Raw genomic sequence first — 23,987 nt, 5'->3', positions numbered from 1 at the left:
CGTAATTCTTAAGAATTTTCTAAAGTAATATATTTTTACATACTAATTAACAAAATAAATAAAATATACTTTAATCACGAAAAATACAATAAACACCATCCTCAAATAGCGGTAATACTATACATAATACCCTAAAAACTCTTTATATATACCAACAAAAAGACGACTTAGCTAAGAAGCATAAGTCGTCTTTTTTTCAATTTATCACTATTTTTAGTTCGTAAATAACAATTCTCTGTACTTCGTTAATGTCCAAAGCTCATTATCTACCATTAATTCTAATTTATCACTGTGGTAACGGATAATATCAAAATAAGGTTTCACAACATCACAGTATGCATGAGCTTGTTGTTCAACATCCTCTATTAGATTAGCTTTTTTACGCTCATTCGTCATCTCAGTAACCTTAGCATTAATTTGCTCTATATGATGAGATATCTTTTTAATCATTTGTAATTGTTCTGCTGCAATCGTTCCGAAATCTTCAGCACCGAATATTTCTTTAAGACCTTTCACATTATCAATTACTAAGTTTTGATACTTGATAGCCGTTGGGATCACGTGATTTCTTGCAATATCTCCTAATACACGTCCTTCTATCTGAATACGTTTTACATATTCTTCTAGCTCGATCTCATATCTAGCATGCATCTCTATACTAGTCATTACTCCCATCTCTTCAAATATCGAAATCACTTTAGGGTCTTTCTTAATTCTTAAAGCAGAAGGAGTAGTTTTATTATTACTCAATCCTCTTTTGACAGCTTCTTTTTCCCACTCATCACCGTATCCATCACCTTCAAAAAGAATTCTTTCACTATCTTTAATATACTCTCTTAATACATTGAAGATTGCCTCGTCTCTTTTTAATCCGTCTTTTTCTACTAGTGCATCCACTTCATTTTTAAAGTCTCTTAACTGTTTAGCTACTATCGTATTTAATACAGTCATAGGTCCAGCACAGTTAGCTGTAGATCCTACTGCTCTAAATTCCCATTTATTACCTGTAAAAGCGAATGGAGAAGTTCTATTTCTATCTGTATTATCTAATAATACATCTGGAATTTTTCCAACTACATTTAACTTAAGGTCTGTTTTTTCTTCTGGAGAAAGTTTACCATCCGTCACCTCTTTCAATTCATTAAGAACCTTAGTCAATTGTTGTCCAATAAATACAGACATAATTGCCGGTGGTGCTTCATTCGCTCCAAGACGGTGATCATTACTTGCAGAAGCAATAGCTGATCTTAAAAGCTCTTCATTATCGTTTACAGCTTTAATCGTATTGATAAAGAAGGTTAGGAACTGTAAGTTGCTCTTAGGTGTTTTACTAGGACTCAACAAGTTCACACCAGTATCAGTAGCCAATGACCAGTTATTGTGTTTACCAGAACCATTAACTCCTTTAAATGGTTTCTCATGGAATAATACTTTAAAGTGATGCTTCTCAGCTACCTTTTTCATTACATCCATTAATAAAGAGTTGTGATCCACTGCTAAGTTAGCCTCTTCAAATATAGGTGCTAATTCAAACTGATTAGGAGCTACTTCATTATGTCTAGTCTTAACAGGAATACCTAATAAGATACAGTGATTCTCTAAATCATGCATATAATTCAGTACTCTAGTTGGAATAGAACCGAAATAGTGGTCATCTAATTGTTGTCCTTTAGCAGCTGTATGCCCTAATAATGTTCTACCTGTAGTAAGAATATCAGGTCTAGAAGCAGCTAAAGCACTATCTACTAAAAAGTACTCTTGCTCCCACCCTAAAGTAGTCGTTACTTTCTTTACATTTTTATCAAAGAATTTAGCTACTTCAGTTGCAGCATCATCTATTGCATTAAGCGCTTTTAATAAAGGAGTTTTATTATCTAAAGCCTCACCAGTATAAGAGATAAATACAGTAGGAATACATAATGTAGAACCAAAGATAAAGGCAGGAGATGTAGGATCCCAAGCTGTGTACCCTCTTGCTTCAAATGTATTTCTAATTCCTCCGTTAGGAAAACTTGATGCATCTGACTCTTGTTGTACTAATTGACTACCATTAAATTTTTCAACAGGATCACCATCAAAAGACGTCTCAAAGAAAGCATCATGCTTCTCTGCTGTCGTTCCTGTCAGTGGTTGAAACCAGTGCGTATAGTGACTTACTCCTTTCGATAGCGCCCATTCTTTCATTCCCAATGCAATGTACTCAGCTAATCGACGATCTATTTTAATTCCTAGTTGTGCATTCTTAACAGCCTGATAAGCTTCTGGAGTTAAAAATTGTCGCATTGACTTGTCATTAAATACGTGATCACCAAAGATCAATGATTTTCTACCCAGTTCTTCTACCTTTACAGCTTCTCTAGATGCTGCTTTTTCAATTGCTCGAAAACGAAATGTTGACATAATTAATAGTTTTTGAAGGGACACCCCCTGTTTTATGAGTACAAATTTAAATAAAAGTCATTAAAAACAAAACACACCCCCTATATTTTTGTAATATTTTTTAAAAAAGTATATTCAAGAGCACTCCCCCCCCCTTATATTTTTACCTATAGAAACAAAAAAAGGTAGAAACTTAGCGCCTCTACCTTTTAAATATTATTATCTAGTACTTCTTAACTACTTTTACATCTTCTAAGTTATACTTGCGTACAACTTCTTCGTATGATAAACTAGTCTTCTCACTTTCTTTACTATTATCAGACTTAGTACCTATTACAGGTGTACTTCCAGGAATGTATACTATTCTAAAAATCATATTCTTTATAAAGCCTTCATGTTTATCTCCATCTCCATTAAAAAAACCTAGAGGAGCATTAGCTCTTGCAACGATTTCTGTATCATATGGAGAATAATTATAACTATATTCAAGTTCTTTTTCTACTTTATCTACATCTACAAAGTATCTGGTAGGTAAAGGTGAAAAAAGAGGCTTACCATCATTACTAAATCTATCAGCTATAAACACGAACACCAAGTCACCATCTACAAATCCGTTTGGATGTTTAATAAGTTGTCCTTGAATAGTACTAGTCAAGTCTTTTGTAAAACTTAATTTAATTTCTTCTACATAAGGATACATAGTTGGTCCTGGAGGCCCTTGTGGTCCAGTAGACCCTTCACACCCAACTAATAGTGATGTAGCTACAAAGGCAAATAGCATTGCAATTTTTTTCATAATCTCTTTTATTTATTACTTGCAAAATATGCATTTTTTACAACACCCAATAAACTTTATCAAATAATTATACTTATTTATCGTGTAATCTCTTTCGAACTTCTTCTTGAATCCTTTCATATTGCTCTAACAGCTCTTGATCAACCTTTCCTGAATATTTTTTTATCCTTCTCAAGAAGAAACCAAACAATAAACTGTAAACTCCTAATAATATGAATGAGAATGCTGTCCAATATACAATGGTAAATGCACCAAACTCAAGATTCCATAACATACAGAATGAAAATACTAACCCAAGTAAAGCAAAAACAAATAAGCTAGTCCATGATTTTACACCGTAGTTTTTAAGGTCAAAAGCTGTTCCCATTCCTCTAATAGATCTAAACATTAATCCAAAACCAACATAAATAGGAAGAACTACTGCCGATAACGTAGGCGTTCCAATTAAAATAACACCTAATACCACATCTATAATTCCTGAAAAAAGCAACCATCCCCAACCATCAAGTTGATCATGATTAGAAAAAGCAAAGATAATCTCTGAAATACCAGCAATTAAAAACATACAACTAAAGATAATAGTTAGTGAAGCATATGCTGTAATAGGAGTACTAAACATATATATTCCTCCTATTATAAAAAGTATACCAATGATTACAGGTATATACCAGTTCTTAATTCGATCTTTTACAGTTTTTACAAATGAATTAGCCATATCTCTTTTTTTAAAGTTTACATCTAATTTATACATTTTTAACGGCATTCAAAAATTTAAAAGTGTAACTTTGATTTGAATCGTGTAAATATTTAACTAAATAACACTAGTAAAGTCCTTTTCTATGATAAAAAGAATTTATCTCCTTTTACTTTGTTCTACTTCTATCAGTTTTGCACAAAACTTAAAGCCTATAGCTGATAAACAAGAAATATACAATAGCTTACAACTAGCTACTGATATACACAAAGCTTTCCCCACAGATTCACTTTATAATCTTACTGGTTATAAGAATACGTATAGATCACCAGAAATGGGGTTAACCAATATGTGGGCATTATACCACAATGATAAAACAAATACTGTAGAAATAGTTATTAGAGGATCTGTAAACAAGGGAGCCAGTTGGTTAGCTAATTACTATGCAGCTATGATTCCTTCATCAGGAGAAATACAATTAGATAATACTAAAAAAGTTAGTTACAAACTATCTCAAGATGAACGAGCAACTGTTCATGCAGGATGGACTATAGCATCTCTATATTTAATGGAAGATATTAAACCTAAGTTAGATAGTCTAGTCCAGAAAAATCATAAAGATTTTATTATCTCTGGACATAGTCAAGGTGCTGCTATAGCTTATCTAATAACAGCTAATCTAATGAATCAACAACTAGAAGGAAAATTACCTAAAGATTTACAGTTTAAGACTTATGCAATTGCTCCTCCTAAACCTGGAAATCTTTACTTTAGTTATCAATATGAGAAACTAGCTAAAAGTTGGAGTTACTCTGTTATTAATACCCAAGACTGGGTTCCTGAACTTCCACCAACAACACAGACTTTTAGAGACTTTAACGAAATTAGCCCTTTAGCAGATCACGAGGTAAAAAAAGCATTAAAAAAAGTAACTTGGCCTAAGAGAATGGTTGCTACTAGTATTTTTAATGGTATAAAAAAGCCTACCGAAAAAAGTGTCAAGAAATATAACAAATATCTAGGTTCCTTTGTCTTTAACCTAATTCAAAAACAATTACCAGAATTAGTAGAGCCTAAATATGTTCTAAATAGTAACTATGCGAGATGTAGTAACCCAATTATATTAGATGGACTCAAGGATACAGAATATCAAATCAAGTTTCATAAACCTGAAAATATAATGTCACACCACTTACCTCCTGCTTACTTATACTTATTAGATAAAGAATAAAAAAAGAGACTCTTAATAAAGAGTCTCTTTTTGAAATAAAACAATTTTTCAATTGCTATAGTTATAGTTTGGTTAGGGTTCTAAATCAATACTTACTAGTAAAAAGACATAACTATTACTTATTTTGTAAGTGCATTACAATATACATAAGATTTTTATTAGCACAAATACTCCTATCATTAAAATGGATTATTTTTTTATTCTGTTAATTTCCATTATTAAACACAAGCTAATAAATTATTCATTAATAACACACTTAATTTTTAACCTTCAATTAAGTATAAATTATGATATCAAACCTAAATATACTAAACAGAAGATCTCTTATAAAAGCGATATTTAAAAAAAGCTGATGAGTAATCAAGAATATTGAAAAGACAGCAAAAATATTTTTAAACAAAAAGGCCTATACATGATGTATAGGCCTTCCTTATTTGTTTTATTTTAGAATAGAATTATCCTAAAACTTCTTTTACTTTTTTACCGATCTCAGCAGGAGAATCAACAACATGGATTCCACATTCGCTCATGATACGTTTCTTAGCAGCAGCTGTATCATCAGCTCCACCTACGATAGCACCAGCGTGTCCCATTGTTCTTCCTTTAGGAGCAGTCTCTCCAGCGATGAATCCGATAACAGGTTTTTTATTACCATTTTCTTTAATCCAACGAGCAGCATCAGCTTCTAATTGACCACCAATCTCACCAATCATAATGATTGCTTCAGTTTCTGGATCAGCCATTAATAATTGTACAGCTTCTTTAGTAGTTGTTCCAATGATTGGGTCTCCACCAATTCCGATAGCTGTTGTAATACCTAAACCTTGTTTTACAACTTGATCAGCAGCCTCATAAGTTAAAGTTCCTGATTTAGAAACGATTCCAACTGTACCTTTTTTGAATACGAAACCTGGCATAATACCAACTTTAGCTTCACCTGGAGTAATAACCCCTGGACAGTTAGGTCCAACTAATCTACAATCTCTACCTTTGATATAGTCGTAAGCTTTGATCATTTCCGCTACTGGAATACCTTCTGTAATACAGATAATAACTTTGATCCCTGCATCAGCAGCTTCCATTATAGCGTCAGCAGCAAATGCTGGTGGTACGAAAATAATAGATGTATCAGCACCTGCTTTTTCTACAGCTTCTGAAACTGTGTTGAATACTGGACGCTCTAAGTGAGTAGTTCCCCCTTTTCCTGGAGTTACACCACCTACTACGTTTGTTCCGTACTCAATCATTTGTGAAGCGTGGAATGTACCTTCACTTCCAGTAAATCCCTGAACGATTATTTTTGAATCTTTATTTACTAAAACACTCATGATCTTGTTTTTATTTATTTAAACTTACTTACACAAAAATAAACAATTCTAATTACTATTAAAACTTTTTACCCCCTTATAAGTAAGATTAATTGATTAATTAATAACATTCTTTGTTTTCAATCTCAAGAAACCTGATTTATGTCAGACACTAATGTCAAATACTATAAATGCTTAGTTTTCTCTACTAATTCTGGTATTCTCTTAATACTAGCTAATTGCTTTAATTTATCTCTTGATTCCTCTGCAGGATACCCAAAATAAACTTTACCTCCAACTAACGATTTAGATACTCCAGATTGAGCTAAAACAACAGCTTTAGTTCCAATAGTGATACCACTTGTAGTACCTACTTGTCCCCATAGCGTTACTTCATCTTCTATGACCACACAACCAGCTATACCACATTGAGCCGCAATTAAAGAACGTACACCTACCACAGTATCATGTCCGATATGAACTTGATTATCTATTTTAGCTCCCTCTTTAATAGTAGTATCTCCTGTCACACCTCTATCTATAGTACATGCAGCACCGATACCTACGTTATCTTCGATAACTACTCTACCACAAGATACTAATGGATCAAATCCTTCTGGTCTCTTTTTATAGTAGAACGCATCAGCACCTAGTATAGCTCCAGCATGAATAACTACATTATTCCCTATAATAGTTCCATCATATAAAACTACATTAGGGTGAATAACACAATTTTTACCAATCACTACATTATGACCAATGAATACATTAGGTTGAATGATTGTTCCTTCCCCGATAATAGCATCTTTAGCTTGTACCTCAGTTGCTGGTTTAAACGGGTTAAAGAACTTAGATAATTTATTAAAATCTCTAAACGGATCATCAGATATTAATAAAGCCTTACCCTCTGGGCACTCTACATCTTTATTAATTAAAATGATTGTCGCATTAGAGTTTAACGCTTTATCATAATATTTAGGATGATCCACAAAAACGATTTCACCTTCTTGTACAACGTGAATTTCGTTCATTCCATAAACTGGAAAATTAGCATCACCTACAAACTTACATCCAATAATCTCTGCTATAGTCTGTAAATCTTGAACTTTTGCAAAACGCATCTCTCTTCTTCTAAAAAGTGATTACTCCTTGATACGCTCCATATAAGCGCTGTTTGATGTATCAATCTTGATTTTATCACCTTCGTTGATAAATAAAGGTACATTGACAATAGCACCTGTTTCAACAGTAGCAGGTTTTGTAGCATTTGTAGCTGTATTTCCTTTTACTCCTGGCTCAGTATAAGTTACTTCTAGAATTACAGAAGCAGGCATATCTACTGCTAACGGTAATTCAGTCTCTGAATTAATTTGAACCATTACAGTTTCTCCTTCTTTTAATAAGCCTGGAGCATCTAATACGTCTTTTAAAAGCGTAATTTGCTCATAAGTCTCAACATTCATAAAGTGGAACTGATCTCCCTCTGGGTATAAATATTGGAATTTATGTGTTTCTACTCTTACAGTATCGATTTTGTGACCAGCAGAAAAAGTATTCTCTAATACTCTTCCATTAGTAACGCTTCTCATTTTAGTTCTAACAAATGCAGGCCCTTTTCCAGGTTTAACGTGTAAAAACTCAACAATTTTATAAATATCATTGTTGTATTGGATACATAAACCATTTCTAATATCAGCTGTTGTTGCCATTCTTTTATTTTATTTAGTATTACTAATATATTCCTGAATATCCTCTCATAATTCCTCTTGATGAATTACGGATAAACATTAAAACTTCATCTCTTTCTGGAGTTGCTTCCATATCTGCCTCTATAATTTCAAGTGCTTGACTTGTATTATAGTTCTTTTGATATAAAATACGATAGATCTCTTGAATCTCTCTGATTTTTTCTGGAGAATATCCTCTTCTTCTCAATCCTACTGAGTTAATACCAGCATAAGAAATAGGTTCACGTGCTGCCTTAATATAAGGAGGAACGTCTTTACGTACTAATGTACCTCCAGTCACAAATGAATGTGATCCGATAGTACAGAATTGATGTACAGCAACTAATCCTGCTAATACAACATAATCTCCTATAGTAACGTGTCCAGCTAAAGTACTAGAGTTAGAAAAAATACAGTTATTACCAACGATACAATCGTGTGCAATATGACTATACGCCTGAATTAAACAGTTATCACCGATAACAGTTTTATATCTATCTTTTGTTCCTCTATTGATTGTTACACATTCTCTAATAGTTGTATTATCCCCTATCTCTACTGTTGTAACTTCTCCTTCGAATTTTAAATCTTGTGGTTCTGCTGAAATAACTGCTCCAGGAAAAATCTTACAATTCTTTCCGATGCGAGCTCCTTCCATGATAGTAACATTTGATCCTATCCATGTTCCTTCCCCTATTTCAACATTATTATGAATGGTTGTAAAAGGTTCTATAACAACATTTCTAGCTATTTTAGCTCCAGGATGTACATATGCTAAAGGCTGATTCATATTCTTAGTTATTTGTTATTTTTGAAATCTGAGCCATTAATTCAGCCTCAGCTACTAATTTTCCATTGGCATACGCATACCCTTGCATATGGCATATCCCTCTTCTTATCGGTGTAATAAGCTCTAATTTAAACACTAAAGTATCACCAGGGTGTACTTTGTTTTTAAACTTCACATTATCCATTTTCATAAAATAAGTAAGATAGTTCTCTGGATCTGGTACAGTACTCAGAATCAAGATACCTCCTGACTGAGCCATTGCTTCACAGATAAGAACTCCAGGCATAACTGGTGCTCCAGGGAAATGCCCTACGAAGAACGGTTCATTCATCGTTACATTCTTAAGTCCTACTACATGCTTATCAGACATTTCCAGAATCTTATCAACTAATAAAAACGGAGGTCTGTGAGGTAATAAAGCCATAATTTTATTTACATCCATTAATGGTTCTGCATGTAAATCATAAGATGGAACTTGGTTACGCTTTTCATTGCGAATAATCTTAGACATTTTTTTAGCAAAATTAGTATTCACTGAATGTCCTGGTTTATTTGCAATAACTTTACCTCTTATTCTTGTTCCTATTAAAGCTAAATCTCCGATCACATCAAGTAATTTGTGACGTGCAGCTTCATTAGGATAATGTAATGTTAAGTTATCTAAAACCCCATTTGGCTTAACAGCAATCTCTTCTTTGCCAAATGCTTTTTTAAGGTGTTCCATTGTTTCTGGAGATATATCCTTATCTACATAAACAATAGCATTATTTAAATCTCCTCCTTTAATCAATCCGTTAGCAAGTAATGCTTCTAGCTCGTGTAAGAAACTAAAAGTACGTGCTTCAGAAATCTCTTCTTTAAAGTCAGACATTGATTTCAATGTAGCATTCTGTGTACCCAATACTTTAGTACCAAAATCAACCATTGCAGTCACTTGGTAACTATCAGAAGGCATAACGATTATCTCACTTCCCGTTTGTTCATCTACAAAAGAAATAACTTCTTTTACGATGTACTCCTCACGTTCAGCGTCTTGTTCTACGATACCTGCTTTTTCAACTGCTTCAACAAAGTATTTAGAAGACCCATCCATAATAGGAGGCTCAGATGCATTTAACTCAATGATAACATTATCTAAATCACATCCTACAAAAGCTGCCAAAACATGCTCTGTTGTTTGTATTTTAACTCCCTTTTTTTCAAGGTTTGTACCACGTTGTGTATTCACAACATAATTAGCATCCGCTTCTATAATTGGATGTCCCTCTAAATCCATACGTACAAAAGTAAAACCATTATTGATTGGAGCAGGTTTTAAAGTCATTGTCACCAATTGACCTGTATGTAAACCTACACCACTAAGTGTTACTTCGCTTTGGATGGTTTTTTGTTTAACCATAATTAAATCTCTTTAAATATTTTGAAAGGCTCTTATTTTATATTCTTTTTAATTGACTCTATGTCACTAACAATCTTAGAAAAGTTTTTAAAGTAACTATATGACTTTAAAAAATCACTATGAGGTAATGCTGGACTACCTTGTACTGCCGCACCATTCTCTAAATTCTTAGTTACTCCTGACTGAGCCTGAATACGAACATTATCACCTATTGTCAAATGTCCTACTATACCTACTTGCCCTCCGATCATACAGTTTTTTCCAATCTTTGTAGATCCCGCCACTCCTGTTTGAGAAGCGATTACTGTATTCTCTCCTATCTCCACATTGTGAGCTATCTGAATTTGGTTATCTAACTTTACTCCTTTGCGAATAATTGTAGATCCTAAGGTAGCTCTATCTATAGTAGACGCTGCACCTATTTCTACATTATCCTCAATGATAACATTACCTATCTGAGGAACTTTATTAAATGTCCCATCAGGATTAGGTGCAAAACCAAATCCATCAGATCCAATAATTACTCCTGCATGAAAAGTACAATTAGCTCCTATTACAGATTCTGAGTAAATACGAACTCCTGCAAATAAAACTGTATTATCCCCAATACGTACATTGTCTCCTACGAATGTATTAGGGTATATTTTTACGTTATTTCCTATTTTAACATTTTTACCAATATAGGCAAAACTACCTAAATATAAATCATCTCCGTACTCTACTCCTTCTGATATAACTGAAGGCTGTTCGATTCCAGATTTCATTAATTTCACTTGATTGTAATACTCTAATAATTTAGAGAATGCTTTATACGCATCATCTACTTTAATTAAAGTTGCTGTTATTGGATGCTCTGGTTCGAAAGTTTTATTTACGATAACCACAGAGGCATTTGTTGTATATATATGGTGTACGTATTTAGGATTTGCTAAAAAAGAAATCGAACCTGCTGTTCCTTCCTCTATCTTAGCCAATGTACTTACTTCTATCATAGGATTCCCTACAATTTCTCCTTCTAATACTGACGCTATTTGTTCTGCTGCTATTTTCATCGAGGCAAAAATATAAAATATAATTGAAATTTAACTTTCAAAAACGTTTTTTGGATAACAAACAAAATACTTTGTCACCACTTTCGTCAATGATTTAAGGTTTAGTTCATCTGATACCGATAACACATCTTTTGTTGTCCCATCTTTTTTAAGTATCATAATAGGCTCTTTATCTTTACTATACGCTTGATTCTCCATTTTACCTTTAAATACAAAGTATTTTGAAGCCTCATTAGAAATAGAATATTTCTTAGATACTTTATCAAGCATATTATTTAACTTTAACTTTGTTTCCTCTTTATCTGAGACAAATTCAATGCGTAATAGCTCGCGATTAATAATCATTTTACTCAATTCTGACAAAATAAAATCATTATGGAATTGCCATGATTTAAGAGCTCCTAGAATATCTGAATCGTCTAATAAAGCGAATTTCTCTAACCCTACTTGATCGAAATCTCCTTCTTCTATCTGATTCTTTAGAAAGAATTGTAAAGACTCACTACACCATAACTCTACTCCTTTATGAGTTAATTCTTTTGCTCGTTTTAATACACGCACTAAAATTAATTCTGCACATACACTTGTCTTGTGTAGATATGCTTGCCAATACATTAATCTACGTGCGATCAAAAACATCTCTACAGAGTAAATTCCCTTCTTTTCCACGACTAACTCATCATTCACTACATTCAACATCTGAATTAATCGCTCTGAGTTAATATTACCTTCTGCTACTCCACTATAGAAACTATCTCTCTTTAGATAATCCATACGATCCATGTCTAACTGACCTGAGATCAATTGTAACATAAACTTACGGTGATATTCACCTTTAAATATCTTGATTGCTAAGTCTAACTTCCCTTCAAACTCTTTATTTAAACGATTCATAAACAAGATTGAAATCTCTTCGTGATGAACTCCCTCTACGATACTTTCTTCCATCGCATGAGAGAAAGGTCCATGCCCTATATCATGAAGTAAAATAGCTACATACAAAGCATTTTCTTCTTCTTCAGAAATCTCTACATTCTTAAAGCGCAAAACTTGTACCGCTTTTTGCATTAAATGCATACAGCCTAAAGCATGATGAAAACGAGTGTGATGAGCACCAGGGTATACTAGATAAGACACTCCCATTTGAGAGATTCTTCTCAATCGTTGAAAATAAGGGTGTTCAATTAAGTCATATACCAAAGAATTTGGTATAGAAATGAATCCATAAATAGGATCATTTAGGATTTTAAGTTTATTAATGTTGGCCAATGAGAATCATTTTTATAAACGTATACAAATATAGCATATATATTAAAAAAACCGCACCCCTTTTAGAAAGAAAGATGCGGTTAATCCTAATATTTCTATAATTTTATAAGTCTTAAGCTTCTAAATCTATTTGAAATGAATTTAAGAATGCTATTGACTTTTCTATATCATAATGTAAAATGCGATCAACATCTACAAAAGAAACCTCTTCTCTATAAATTTTCAAGAAAGATTCAATGAACTCACTTGATTTCGCAGGTCTTCTGAACTCTAATGCTTGTGCTGCATTCATCAATTCTATAGCTAGAATGCGCTCTAAATTATCTACTATGCGTAGCGTCTTCGTAGCCCCATTAGCCCCCATACTTACGTGGTCTTCTTGTCCATTACTTGACACGATACTATCCACACTCGCAGGAGTTGCTAATTGTTTGTTCTGACTTACAATACTCGCAGCTGTATATTGAGGAATCATAAACCCTGAGTTTAAACCTGGATTAGAAACCAAGAATGCTGGTAGACCTCTAAGTCCTGATATCAATTGATAAGTTCTACGTTCTGATATACTTCCCAATTCAGCTAAAGCAATTCCTAAGAAATCTAACGCTAATGCCAATGGTTGTCCATGGAAATTACCTCCAGAAACGATAATATCGTCTTTATAAAACACATTTGGGTTATCTGTTACAGAGTTAATCTCTGTTTTAAACACGCGATTCACATAATCGATAACGTCTTTTGATGCTCCATGTACCTGTGGAATACATCTGAATGAGTATGGATCTTGAACGTGCTCTTTTGGACGACTAATCAATTCAGACCCTTCTAAAACTTCATTAAAGAACTGTGCTGTCTCTATCTGCCCTTTATGAGGTCTTACATAATGAATTAATTCATTAAACGGTTCAATTCTACCATCAAAACCTTCTAAAGAAATAGCCCCTATAACATCAGCTAAATAAGATAATTTCTTTGATTTCAAAAGAATATAGCACCCATAAGCACTCATAAACTGAGTTCCATTCAACAAGGCTAATCCTTCTTTTGATTTTAATTTTATAGGCTGCCAATTGTGATTAGCTAGCACTTTATTGGCCGGTTGTCTAAATCCATCACAGAACACTTCTCCTTCACCGATTAATGGCAATGTCAAGTGTGCTAGTGGAGATAAATCCCCTGAAGCCCCTAAAGACCCTTGGTTATAAACTACAGGAAGAATATCATTATTAAAGAAATCAATTAATCTCTCTACTGTTTCTAACTGAACCCCTGAGTTACCGTAACTAAGAGACTTCACTTTTAACAACAACATAATCTTAACGATCTCTTCAGGAACAATCTCTCCTGTTCCACAAGCGTGAGACATCATTAAGTTTTCTTGCAATTGAGATAAGTTATCACTGTCTATTTTGACGTTACACAATGAACCAAACCCTGTATTAATCCCATAAATAGGATCTGCTTGTTTAGCCATTCTATCGTCTAAATACATACGACAATTCACAATATTCGCTCTTGCCTCTTCAGAAAGCTGTATTTTTTGACCTTGAGTTAAAATCTCATTTAACTTCTCGATTGTAAATACATCTGAAGTAATATAATGTACTAATTCCATATTTGTATATTGGTGGTATATAAAATTTTATCTTGTAAACACTAAATTATTACCCTTAGAATCAGCTTCACTCCATGCATACCCATCTACATTAAACTTTTTTAAACCCTCTATATCATTGACATTATTATCTATGATATAACGCACCATCATTCCTCTTGCTTTTTTAGCATAGAAACTGATTGTCTTCAGTTTTCCCTCTCTCAATTCTTTAAAATCTGGAGTAACAAGAGTTCCTTTAATCGCTTTTTTATCAATAGCACTAAAATATTCATTACTAGCTAAGTTAATTAGTAACTCACCTTGTTTCATTTCTTTATTTAAAGCTTCTGCTAAAATTGGTTTCCAAAACTCATATAAGTTTGCATTTGCTCCTACAGCCATTTTAGTTCCCATTTCTAAGCGATACGGTTCTATTTCATCTAAAGGTTTTAACAAGCCATAAAGACCTGATAATATTCTTAATTTATCTTGTAATATCTCTATTTTCTCTGCTGTTAGACTATAAGGGTCTAAACCAGCGTATACGTCTCCATTAAAAGCAAAAACTGCTTGTCTAAAGTCCTTTTCCTTTCCTGCTTTCTTTACAAAAGCTCTCTCTTGATTTCTCTTCCAGTTTAGTTCTGCTAGATTGTTAGATATCTTCATTAGAGCCTCTAAGTCCATCGGAGTTTTAGATTGTAAAACTTCATTGATTACTTTTGATTCTTTGATGAATGAAGCTTTTGTAGCTTTTTCTACAGGTACCGCTGTTGTATAATCTAAACTCTTAGCAGGTGATATTAAAATTTTCATGATTTCTTTTTTTAGCATCCCAAATATAGGATAACTATTTAGATTTTCATATTTGCTACCCTTGTGTTTTTAGGTTTTATCCTTGTTTTAACACTTTTTCTGACTGCTTTACCAACTACATAAATCTCAATATCCGGACTAACTATTCTCATTACTAAATAGATAATAACTAAAATGTTTTAAATAAAAATTAAAACTATCACCTAAATCATATTATATTCACTAGCCATTATTAATCGCTCTTGTATATACTTCTAAACCCATCCAATATTTATCTCTATAAATAGTATAGTCAATATCAAAGCGATCTGTAAATAAACCTATTGTCTTAAATACTTCCCTAGAAGCGCTTTTATAATCTTTTGTCGCAAAGAATAAAGTGCGTTCTCCAGAACCTGTCTCTCTGGCCACGCTATGCAAGATTCCTGATTCGAGAATTAGATCTTCTATCTCATCCATAGTCGTGACATCTTGTTTATTAGGTAACCCATCCTCACGTCCATTATAAGCCATAGAAACCTTCACTACCCATGGGTAAGACATCTTCTGGTCCCAGTTTAAAAAACTAGTATTCACTACCACTATTAAGGGCTCATTATTAGTATTACTCTCTAAGATAGAATAAGTATCCTCCTCACTATTGCGAATCACGCTATCATACTTCTCCACAAACTCCGTTTCCCTATAACTTAAATAATCGCTTAACTTAGACACTGGAATCAACTCTCCCTCAACACCTTCCTCTCCTTTTACCTCTAAGTAATCTATCATGGTCATTGTCTTAATCTCACCTAGGTAATTGTCTAAAAACATATAAAGAGCATTCCCTATTTCTTCTTCATTCTCAGGAGTACATTCTTTAATTATAAAACGTAAATGGATATAATCAGGGTACTCATCATCATGAATAGGTACAAATGAAACTGTCTCTTCATCTAGTAAAAAACCATTCATATTTAACCCTATCCCTTTTACACTCGGTTTACAACTGATAAAACGCCATCTTTCATGCTCTGGAGCTGCTTCAATAAAATCATCTACAAAAGGCAATGACTTTAGTCTACCATCAGGAGAAATAATTAGTTCTCCTATCCCATCTTTTCCCATCCCTGTTAGCATATTAAAGTCTGGATTAATATCCTTTAACTTAGGACTGACAATGTCAATAAAATCCTCCACTACACGTTCATGATTTTCTATTGTCTTATAGAATTTTGACTCATTAGCAATAAACCAATCCCAAAACTGTTGATATTGTGTCTCTAATTCAACAGTATTTGCCTCCTTAACGCCTTTCCCAAATAATTTATCAAAAAAACCCATAACATTTCTTTTAAACTTGAGTGCTAAAAGTACTCTTTTTTCAATAAATCACAAGAAACTCTTCTACTCTACTTCTATAACTAAAAAAGCTCATAATGTATTGTTCTACACCATGAGCTTTAAAACGAATTTAACTTTTATTATTGGTCACTTAATGCCTTCATAAATACAATTATATCTGAGATTTCACTCTCTGTTAATTCTAAAGGATCCTCTGGTAAGGTTTGGCTTTCTACTTCCAGTCCCATACCTAATCCTCCTCCTTTATTGTAAAAATCCATTACTTCTTCTAAGGTCTCATACACACCATTATGCATATAAGGACCGCTTTCTCCTATATTCCTAACAGTTGGTGTCTTAAACGAATGTTTTAATTGTGGTAGATCTGTATTAAATACATATCTCCCTAAATCACCATCTAAGACCTTACCTTGTTTATCTGCTGGTACTCCTAATACTTCTTGTTCCGAATTCACAAAAAACGGAGGAACTGTCCCATTAAACACCGGCATAAAATGACAAGTTGCACATTGTGCTTTACCTACAAACAAATTGAACCCTTTCTTTTCACGAGAAGTTAAAGCTTGTTTATTACCTGTCATATACTGATCAAAACGAGAGTTAAAAACAGAAAGAGAACGAATATAAGAAGCTAACACATTTTCTAATTGCCATACTTCTATTTCCTTTTCCGTTTGGTATACTGTTTTAAACTGTTTTTTGTATTTTTCTTCTTCGTTAAGATGAGCTACTATTTGTTTTAAATCTCCATGCATCTCATCTTTATTTGTGATTACATCAGAAGACTGACTCTCTAAAGTAACACTTCGCATATCCCAAAACTGCCCGTGATAATATGCTGAGTAATTCAGAGAAGGCGTATTGCGCAGAAGTGGTTGACCTTTTAGGTCTAATGCTGTTTTAAAAGGCTCACTAAACGCCTTATCTGGATGATGACAATCAGCACAACTTCTAAAACTATCTTTAGAAAGCTTTTTATCAAAAAACAATTCTTTACCTAGAGCAACCTTTGCTGGCGTTAAATAGTAAGTAGAATCTGGTAAAAAAGCATTTAAATTAATCAAATCCTTATCAAAAAGTGAGTTCACACTACCTTTTACCACTTGATTACCATCCTTAAAAGGAATCTCTAAGTCCCTTTGTATCCCTACAATTCCTTTTGCTATGGGATCTAAATACGAAGTAATAAAATCTAGATAATCAAAACTGTCCTTGTTAGGATTTTTTTGACAGATAGTTATAGCTTTATCTAATAATAATTTCACTTCTGGATAAGAAGCTGTATTCTGCCAATTCTTCGATAACTCCAATACTTGTTTAACTCCTGATAGACTAGCGGCAGCTTCCACAAATAACAATTTACTTGCTGGAGTATCAAAACCTGTAATCCCTAAAGCTGTAATCTGAAACAACTCCATCTTTAATGCCTCTAAAACTACATCTTCCGAAATGGTAATTACTTCAAAATTCTTGCGTATACTCAGTACAAAGTTTTTTAACCTCTTTGTATCAATAAGTAGTTCGCCATAATTTTCTAGATCATAGACAGGATATAGATATTCTTCTACAACCTGATACCCTTCTGCAGGTACATATTTATTCTCATCTAAATCTAGTTGATCTAGTGCAGGTCCATTAATTGATTTACTTGTATGAGGTAAAAAATAGGCAACTGCCCACTCTATTTTTTTATAAGCCTTTCTACTCTCTACGAACGCATTTCTAACAACAGTACTATCTCTACCTTGTTCTACTGCATCTACTAAATTATTTATTGTCGTTTCTAAACTATCTACTTGAGTCAATAAATAGTTATTATAAGTAATATTTTCATATATTTTGGTTTTGTTGGAACAACTAAATAAACAACAAACCAAAACAATCAAAAAAGTGTATTTAATTGTTTTCATAAAATCTAAAAAAAGACCTCTAGTAGTAAATAAGATACTACTAGAGGTTACAAAACATTAGAACTTAAACTATTTTTCTACGTTGCGAATAATCACTACCTGACCTCCTTCTTTATTCTTGTTCACACCCGCTTTATCTGCATCAACAAATTCATTTTTTTGCCAAGTATGCGAGTGAATATTAACAGAAAAAGTATTTGGAACACCTATCAACTCAGAGATATCTTCCATTGCTCCAAACTCCCAAGAACCAAATTTCTGAAGATTTCCAGATTGATTATAATTCTTTTGCCACTCCGAATCTTCTCTATTGTGCTTCATATTCAACCATGGTTTATAAGAACCATCAGCTATTTTATATTGCCAGATGTAAGAATCATGTTTTGCATCGGCATAATAAGAATCTCCATCTTCTTGAATATATACATAATTCTCAGTCACACATAGGTTATCAGGATTGATTAGATTCTTACCAGGATCACTATCTCCCTCTGCAGCAACAGATAATTTACCTGTCATCATACCGTTTTTATCTAATACTAGTTTATATACTCTTCCCCACATCGTAAAACCATTTACAGGATTACCTCCGCTTGCTTGCCCTGTTGCAGTAAAGTAAATTTCATTTCCTTTTCCTGCACCTTTTCTATAATCAACATCTTCTACTCGAGAAAATCGAATAACTCCTAGCTCCATATTCTTTTGATTAATCTGAGCTCCAGTCATATCTTTAGCGCCTGGTATCTCTACAAACTCTACATCATACTCCATTCCTTTTTTCATATCCATCTCAGTATATCCTCCTGACTTACGTTTTAATGCATATAATTTTCCTCCTTGAAGATCACCTTTATTTCCAACATACATGATTAATTGCCCTGCACTTTGATGATTAGAAGAATACCCTTGATCTTCCCCAATTAAAACAATCGTTTTCCCATTAGAAACATCCAAAGGAAGCGGAACTGCATTCTCCATACTTGCTTTACCCAACGCTGGCAATACTCTATCTCGATTAGATTTAAGATCAGTAGATCCCATAGGATCAATAGCGTGTACCATACTTTCTTCTCCCGACTCTCCAGCTGTCAAGAATACAGGTCCAAAACCATGTATCTCTGGTTTTGCTAAAGTAGCAGAACAAAGCCTTGTAATCCCTCCTATTCCATCTACAATATACTCTCCTTTAACAGGTTTAAATGTTTTATCTAAATAAACACGAGAAACAGATTTCATAATCTCATGATTTGTAATCATCAAATATCCATCTCCTTTAGGATCTTTCATAAAACCAGCCCCATCAGGTTGTCCTCCAAACACGAAATCAGGAGATTCACTTAATTTATCTTCACTCGAAATAAGAGAAAAAATCTCTAACTTTTCAAAACCAGGCATCGCGTAAACAAAAGCTGGTGTTTTTGAATGATTCTTTAAAACAATTTTGTCGCCATTGTTTTCCCCTTCGCCACTACCTGAATTATTATCATCATGGCACCCTACTACAGACGCAGTCATAACTAGACCTAAAATCCAAGTTGGTAATTTGTAGTTAATTTTCATTAGTTTATCATTTTTTGTTGAGGCAAAGCTACCTTCACTAGTTAACCTTAACATTACGCATCAATTACCAAAATGTTAATAATTAATTAAAAAATCAAACAAAAAATAAGCTATGACTAACAATCTGTTTTGTTTATTAACTTTTCACAATGATAGAACCTAATCCTTTTGGATAAATATAGATTAACAACAAAAAACCCTTCAAGGTATATACCTTGAAGGGTGTGTATTAATTTACATAATTCAACTCCTCTACAAACAAAAAGCACTATCTGCTCCACCAATATGCTCTACCTTATGGTCATAAGTCATGAATCCTAATACATGTTCTCTATCCCATGAACAATCAAAGAGATATCCTATATGAGGAGGTTCTGTCCATGATTCTGGTATAATATAGATAGTCATCGGTGTAATCAACATTCCGAACTGATTCTTATCTACAATATCAGGCATAAAAGTTTCTTTATCCTCTGCTTCATATCCATACTGCACTTGCCACTTCTCGTATTTAGAAACTAGCTTACTCAATAACTCTTCTAGAATAGTCTGTTCATTCTCTTGAACATCCTTTACTATTCGATTCATTAATTCTGTTGCTTCCTTCTCATCTACCTCATCTTCTATATAATCTAGTAATACTTCACATCGGATAGCTTCTTCCATCTTAAAAAAGGCTTTCCACAAAGGTAGTTCTAACTCCATCTCTATTTCTACCTCATCCTCTTCAATAGGCTCTGACAACTGTACAGGATTTTCTAAATGTTGATTAAAAAACTCATAGCAAAAAGGAGCTCTTGTAAAGATATACTCTGGCTCTACAGCATAACACAAATTTAAATAATGCAGAGCAGCTTCTTCATTTCCACACTCTAAACAACACTCTCCTTTATAATAATTGCGTACATACTCAGGATTTCTATCTTTATTACTATGCTTATCACCTTCATCAAGCCAAAACATCATCTTCTCAAACTCTCTTAATCTTATATATTCAGTAGTCATACGTCCTATAATGATAGAGGCATCATATATACAATACTTACTTTCATCAGCTAAGTTCCATTGCGCCTCTATAAAAGCAATCAAATCCTCTACAGTATCTGTATTCGTTTTTAAACTATACCTGTCTAGATAACTATATATACGATCTATTACCACTTGTGCCTCTTCCATACTATTTTTATTTTTCAAGGCTAAAATTAGGGAATTTATATTTTATCTAGTGCGTAAAGCATATTGCTGAACACTCAATCTTGATTATAAATTATTTGATTTATATAACTCCCCTCAATACTTAGGTTGCTATTGAAACACAAATAGTACTTTTTACCGTTCTCATAATGCACCTACACTTATTCTCAAAATGTTAGTTCTGAAGTTATCGAACTACGCCCAACCCCAATAACACCAAGGGTTTAACAGCTAAAAAAAGCACTTTGTTCGGGCGTGGTTTGGAAGTTGTTCGGAAAAGTATTGCAAAAAAGGGGGCTTTTCCGAAGAAACACCGATGAATACCGCATAAACACTCGAAAAAAGTGACAAGTGTTTTTTAGTAATTTTAAACCGATAGTGCTAAATGAGAGTTTTTAGCCTTAAAAAATATAGTACTTTTTAAAGCTAAACGAAGAAGCATTTTTGCTTTGATTTATATACTTTCAAGTTAAAAAGTATTCAGACAAGGTTCTGATTTAAAGCAAAATACTCTGCAAATATACAAAAAAACTTTAACTCCTTTTGAGATTACATATCAAATCCCTTCTAGCTAATAAGGAAATGACTTAAAGAGCTTATTTTATTCATAATGAACCAAGGAAAGATGCGTGGGGACAACTAATGATAATCTATTTAGTGTACAGTAAGTCTAAAGTTTTAGCTAAATTAGCTCCCTTATAAACGAAACTCCCTACAACTAAAGGGACTGTACAGACTTTTAAAATAAAAATATGAATACTTCTAATCAGCCTATCAAAATAGGTATTGTAGGTTATGGTAACTTAGGAAAAGGTGTAGAACTTGCTATTCGTCAAAATACTGATTTAGAATTAGTAGCTGTCTTCACTAGAAGAGATCCTCAAAGCATTCCTACTCAGGCTCAAGCAATACACATCGATCAAATCACAGAATATAGAGATATCATCGATGTAATGATTATCTGTGGTGGGTCTTCTACTGATCTACCTGAACAAGTACCTTATATCGCACAGTGGTTTAATACAGTTGATAGCTTTGACACCCATGCTAAGATTCCTGAATTCTTTAATACGGTAAACAAAGCAGCTAAAGATCACAATAAGTTGAGCCTTATCTCTACGGGATGGGATCCAGGACTGTTCTCTATGCTTAGATTATTAGGAGAAAGTATCTTACCTCAAGGAGAAACATATACATTCTGGGGGAAAGGACTAAGCCAAGGACACTCTGATGCGATTAGACGTATCTCTGGGGTTAAAGGTGGTGTACAATATACTATCCCTATAGAAAGTGCTTTAGATAGAGTTCGCCAAGGTGAGAATCTTGTGTTAACTACAGCTGAGAAGCATGAGCGTATCTGTTATGTAGTAGCAGAAGATGGAGCTGATACTTCTATCATAGAACATACTATCAAAACAATGCCTAACTACTTCGCTGATTATAACACTACAGTACACTTTATATCTGAGGAAGAACTTAAAGCAAACCACTCTGCTATGCCTCATGGTGGTAAAGTGTTTAGATCTGGTATCACAGGTACAGACACTAAACAAAATATAGAATTTGGACTAACTCTTGAGAGTAACCCTGAGTTTACTGCTAGTGTATTAGTAGCCTTCTCGCGTGCTGTATATAAATTAGCTCAAAAGGGAGAAACTGGTGCTATGACTGTATATGATATTCCTCTAGGTGCATTATCTCCTAAGTCTGCAGAAGATCTGAGAAGAGAAATACTATAATTCAATTAGGAATTTAGAATTGTTGTCTTTCAGGCATTAGGGGATAATTATGTGATAAGTCTTTGCAAAAAGAACACAACAAATATAAGGTACAGACGGAACATCTTCTGTCTACACACCGTAACCACACTACACATCTACACATATTGTGTATGTATGGTGTGACACGCAAAATATTGACGTCTCTACATTAATACTCTGTGTGTACCTATTACCCGCAGAGCAGGTAATTCCTAATTAAAATAGGGCGTGATATACGTTGATGGAGACGTAAATATTCTGTATAACCCAATACGTTATACCTGCATGTAGGAAAACATCATTTGATGTTTTATGTGGATGTATGTAATACATCCCTACAATTGCGGATAATGATTGTGGTACGGTATGTACATATTGTCCGTAGGGCATCTTTTGCCTACGGCATAGGGTACATATATCGCGTCCACAAACGTTGTGTATGTATTGTGTGGAGACGCAAAATATTGACATCTCTACATTAAACAATGGACTTACTCATACTATGTCCTCCTAAGAAAGTCAGTAAAAGCAGAGTGTGTGAGAAGTATTTCATCTTATGATGACATACTTATGATTACTGTAGGGAGATAAATACGTCTTTAAAACACAGAAAATAGAGAAATTATAAACCGATAATATAAATAGTTGGTATTCTAAAAGATAGAATTATCAACTATTTATATTTATCTATTTAATGATAACAAACCCTAAATCAATATCTCCCTCACGCCATATTAATTTAGAGTTATAGTACACTTCATATTTCAATGTACTATGACCTTTCTTCTTAAACTTCATTTCCAGTTTATCTAAATCCCCATTTGGCAAAGATAAATACACAATATATCTATCAGGTGCAATATAAGAACCTCCTTGTATTTCTAGATAATATTCCGTCTTTCCTTCAATAGATACAGACTTTATTATTTCTGATCCTTTTCTATAAATAATAGATGTGTTTTGACCATTTGTATCTGCTTCATATAATACTATTTTTTGATGAGAAAAGGATCCCTCATACGTAGGGTCTAATAGATTATGTCCTTTAATATCCTTTAACATGATGCTATAATTAGTATCAACAACTGTTGGACTAAATTCATCGTCACTACTACAAGCTATTATAAGTAATAGACTCATAAAAAGTACTATCTTTTTCATCTTA

The 23,987-nt window shown here is 33.4% G+C and carries 19 protein-coding genes; 2 read left to right on the top strand and 17 right to left on the bottom strand.

From position 1 onward, the window contains the following. Positions 1-213: 213 nt before the first annotated feature. From E0Z07_RS13295 to E0Z07_RS13285, 3 genes are all read right to left on the bottom strand, one after another. The gene (locus E0Z07_RS13295; protein WP_006258914.1) at positions 214-2,400 is read right to left on the bottom strand and encodes a glutamine synthetase III family protein; all 2,187 of its coding nucleotides are present in this window, start codon (positions 2,398-2,400) and stop codon (positions 214-216) included. Between the two features lie 202 nt (positions 2,401-2,602). Then, positions 2,603-3,175, bottom strand: a complete 573-nt coding sequence (locus tag E0Z07_RS13290) for a hypothetical protein (protein WP_006263536.1) — start codon at positions 3,173-3,175, stop codon at positions 2,603-2,605. A 73-nt stretch (positions 3,176-3,248) separates the two neighbouring features. Next, the gene (locus E0Z07_RS13285; protein ID WP_225581548.1) at positions 3,249-3,890 is read right to left on the bottom strand and encodes an HdeD family acid-resistance protein; all 642 of its coding nucleotides are present in this window, start codon (positions 3,888-3,890) and stop codon (positions 3,249-3,251) included. A 124-nt stretch (positions 3,891-4,014) separates the two neighbouring features. Here E0Z07_RS13285 and E0Z07_RS13280 point away from each other — a divergent pair, with 124 nt between their 5' ends. Next, positions 4,015-5,100, top strand: a complete 1,086-nt coding sequence (locus E0Z07_RS13280) for a lipase family protein (RefSeq protein ID WP_006258917.1) — start codon at positions 4,015-4,017, stop codon at positions 5,098-5,100. A gap of 455 nt (positions 5,101-5,555) precedes the next feature. Here E0Z07_RS13280 and sucD read toward each other — a convergent pair whose 3' ends face one another. The 13 genes from sucD to E0Z07_RS13215 form a co-directional block, all read right to left on the bottom strand. Next, on the bottom strand, positions 5,556-6,428 hold the full coding sequence (gene sucD / locus E0Z07_RS13275) for a succinate--CoA ligase subunit alpha (protein WP_025124332.1): 873 nt from the start codon (positions 6,426-6,428) through the stop codon (positions 5,556-5,558). A gap of 164 nt (positions 6,429-6,592) precedes the next feature. Next, positions 6,593-7,528 (bottom strand): UDP-3-O-(3-hydroxymyristoyl)glucosamine N-acyltransferase, encoded by a 936-nt coding sequence (locus E0Z07_RS13270; protein WP_016649465.1) that lies wholly within the window; start codon positions 7,526-7,528, stop codon positions 6,593-6,595. A 21-nt stretch (positions 7,529-7,549) separates the two neighbouring features. Then, on the bottom strand, positions 7,550-8,116 hold the full coding sequence (efp, locus tag E0Z07_RS13265) for an elongation factor P (RefSeq protein WP_006258920.1): 567 nt from the start codon (positions 8,114-8,116) through the stop codon (positions 7,550-7,552). A 22-nt stretch (positions 8,117-8,138) separates the two neighbouring features. Further along, positions 8,139-8,924 (bottom strand): acyl-ACP--UDP-N-acetylglucosamine O-acyltransferase, encoded by a 786-nt coding sequence (lpxA, locus tag E0Z07_RS13260; RefSeq protein ID WP_006258921.1) that lies wholly within the window; start codon positions 8,922-8,924, stop codon positions 8,139-8,141. A gap of 4 nt (positions 8,925-8,928) precedes the next feature. Then, the gene (locus E0Z07_RS13255) at positions 8,929-10,323 is read right to left on the bottom strand and encodes a bifunctional UDP-3-O-[3-hydroxymyristoyl] N-acetylglucosamine deacetylase/3-hydroxyacyl-ACP dehydratase (protein ID WP_006258922.1); all 1,395 of its coding nucleotides are present in this window, start codon (positions 10,321-10,323) and stop codon (positions 8,929-8,931) included. A gap of 32 nt (positions 10,324-10,355) precedes the next feature. Beyond that, a complete protein-coding gene (gene lpxD / locus E0Z07_RS13250; RefSeq protein ID WP_006258923.1) occupies positions 10,356-11,375 on the bottom strand; it encodes a UDP-3-O-(3-hydroxymyristoyl)glucosamine N-acyltransferase in 1,020 nt (339 codons plus the stop codon). Between the two features lie 30 nt (positions 11,376-11,405). Next, a complete protein-coding gene (locus E0Z07_RS13245) occupies positions 11,406-12,644 on the bottom strand; it encodes an HD domain-containing protein (RefSeq protein WP_006258924.1) in 1,239 nt (412 codons plus the stop codon). Positions 12,645-12,756: 112 nt separating this feature from the next. Beyond that, positions 12,757-14,259, bottom strand: coding sequence for a histidine ammonia-lyase (gene hutH / locus E0Z07_RS13240; RefSeq protein WP_131540824.1), 1,503 nt, complete (start codon positions 14,257-14,259; stop codon positions 12,757-12,759). 27 nt (positions 14,260-14,286) lie between these two features. After that, entirely contained in the window at positions 14,287-15,054 is a 768-nt protein-coding gene (yaaA, locus tag E0Z07_RS13235; RefSeq protein WP_006263534.1) for a peroxide stress protein YaaA, read from the bottom strand. Positions 15,055-15,276: 222 nt separating this feature from the next. Further along, positions 15,277-16,377: a DUF695 domain-containing protein gene (locus tag E0Z07_RS13230; RefSeq protein WP_131540823.1), complete on the bottom strand. Its 1,101-nt coding sequence runs from the start codon at positions 16,375-16,377 to the stop codon at positions 15,277-15,279. A 140-nt stretch (positions 16,378-16,517) separates the two neighbouring features. Continuing rightward, positions 16,518-18,308 (bottom strand): cytochrome c peroxidase, encoded by a 1,791-nt coding sequence (locus tag E0Z07_RS13225; protein ID WP_131540822.1) that lies wholly within the window; start codon positions 18,306-18,308, stop codon positions 16,518-16,520. 69 nt (positions 18,309-18,377) lie between these two features. Beyond that, positions 18,378-19,922 carry a hypothetical protein gene (locus E0Z07_RS13220; RefSeq protein ID WP_131540821.1) on the bottom strand — a complete coding sequence of 515 codons (1,545 nt, stop codon included), beginning with the start codon at positions 19,920-19,922 and terminating at the stop codon, positions 18,378-18,380. A gap of 198 nt (positions 19,923-20,120) precedes the next feature. Continuing rightward, on the bottom strand, positions 20,121-21,044 hold the full coding sequence (locus E0Z07_RS13215; RefSeq protein WP_131540820.1) for a DUF6985 domain-containing protein: 924 nt from the start codon (positions 21,042-21,044) through the stop codon (positions 20,121-20,123). A 770-nt stretch (positions 21,045-21,814) separates the two neighbouring features. Here E0Z07_RS13215 and E0Z07_RS13210 point away from each other — a divergent pair. Further along, the gene (locus E0Z07_RS13210; protein ID WP_131540819.1) at positions 21,815-22,801 is read left to right on the top strand and encodes a diaminopimelate dehydrogenase; all 987 of its coding nucleotides are present in this window, start codon (positions 21,815-21,817) and stop codon (positions 22,799-22,801) included. Positions 22,802-23,509: 708 nt separating this feature from the next. Here the strand turns inward: E0Z07_RS13210 and E0Z07_RS13205 are convergent. Then, positions 23,510-23,983: a hypothetical protein gene (locus E0Z07_RS13205; RefSeq protein WP_006258933.1), complete on the bottom strand. Its 474-nt coding sequence runs from the start codon at positions 23,981-23,983 to the stop codon at positions 23,510-23,512. Positions 23,984-23,987 lie beyond the last annotated feature (4 nt).

It is taken from the genome of Myroides odoratimimus, assembly GCF_004337635.1.
In the GTDB taxonomy this organism is placed as follows: domain Bacteria; phylum Bacteroidota; class Bacteroidia; order Flavobacteriales; family Flavobacteriaceae; genus Flavobacterium; species Flavobacterium odoratimimum.
Note: the sequence above shows the minus strand (reverse complement) of the source record. Positions and strands in the feature narration are given on the sequence as shown.

Bases quoted from the DNA above. Each gene is read 5' to 3' on its own strand.
- E0Z07_RS13295 (WP_006258914.1), bottom strand. From the start codon at position 2,400: ATGTCAACATTTCGTTTTCGAGCAATTGAAAAAGCAGCATCTAGAGAA.
- E0Z07_RS13290 (WP_006263536.1), bottom strand. From the start codon at position 3,175: ATGAAAAAAATTGCAATGCTATTTGCCTTTGTAGCTACATCACTATTA.
- E0Z07_RS13285 (WP_225581548.1), bottom strand. From the start codon at position 3,890: ATGGCTAATTCATTTGTAAAAACTGTAAAAGATCGAATTAAGAACTGG.
- E0Z07_RS13280 (WP_006258917.1), top strand. From the start codon at position 4,015: ATGATAAAAAGAATTTATCTCCTTTTACTTTGTTCTACTTCTATCAGT.
- sucD (WP_025124332.1), bottom strand. From the start codon at position 6,428: ATGAGTGTTTTAGTAAATAAAGATTCAAAAATAATCGTTCAGGGATTT.
- E0Z07_RS13270 (WP_016649465.1), bottom strand. From the start codon at position 7,528: ATGCGTTTTGCAAAAGTTCAAGATTTACAGACTATAGCAGAGATTATT.
- efp (WP_006258920.1), bottom strand. From the start codon at position 8,116: ATGGCAACAACAGCTGATATTAGAAATGGTTTATGTATCCAATACAAC.
- lpxA (WP_006258921.1), bottom strand. From the start codon at position 8,924: ATGAATCAGCCTTTAGCATATGTACATCCTGGAGCTAAAATAGCTAGA.
- E0Z07_RS13255 (WP_006258922.1), bottom strand. From the start codon at position 10,323: ATGGTTAAACAAAAAACCATCCAAAGCGAAGTAACACTTAGTGGTGTA.
- lpxD (WP_006258923.1), bottom strand. From the start codon at position 11,375: ATGAAAATAGCAGCAGAACAAATAGCGTCAGTATTAGAAGGAGAAATT.
- hutH (WP_131540824.1), bottom strand. From the start codon at position 14,259: ATGGAATTAGTACATTATATTACTTCAGATGTATTTACAATCGAGAAG.
- yaaA (WP_006263534.1), bottom strand. From the start codon at position 15,054: ATGAAAATTTTAATATCACCTGCTAAGAGTTTAGATTATACAACAGCG.
- E0Z07_RS13230 (WP_131540823.1), bottom strand. From the start codon at position 16,377: ATGGGTTTTTTTGATAAATTATTTGGGAAAGGCGTTAAGGAGGCAAAT.
- E0Z07_RS13225 (WP_131540822.1), bottom strand. From the start codon at position 18,308: ATGAAAACAATTAAATACACTTTTTTGATTGTTTTGGTTTGTTGTTTA.
- E0Z07_RS13220 (WP_131540821.1), bottom strand. From the start codon at position 19,922: ATGTTAAGGTTAACTAGTGAAGGTAGCTTTGCCTCAACAAAAAATGAT.
- E0Z07_RS13215 (WP_131540820.1), bottom strand. From the start codon at position 21,044: ATGGAAGAGGCACAAGTGGTAATAGATCGTATATATAGTTATCTAGAC.
- E0Z07_RS13210 (WP_131540819.1), top strand. From the start codon at position 21,815: ATGAATACTTCTAATCAGCCTATCAAAATAGGTATTGTAGGTTATGGT.
- E0Z07_RS13205 (WP_006258933.1), bottom strand. From the start codon at position 23,983: ATGAAAAAGATAGTACTTTTTATGAGTCTATTACTTATAATAGCTTGT.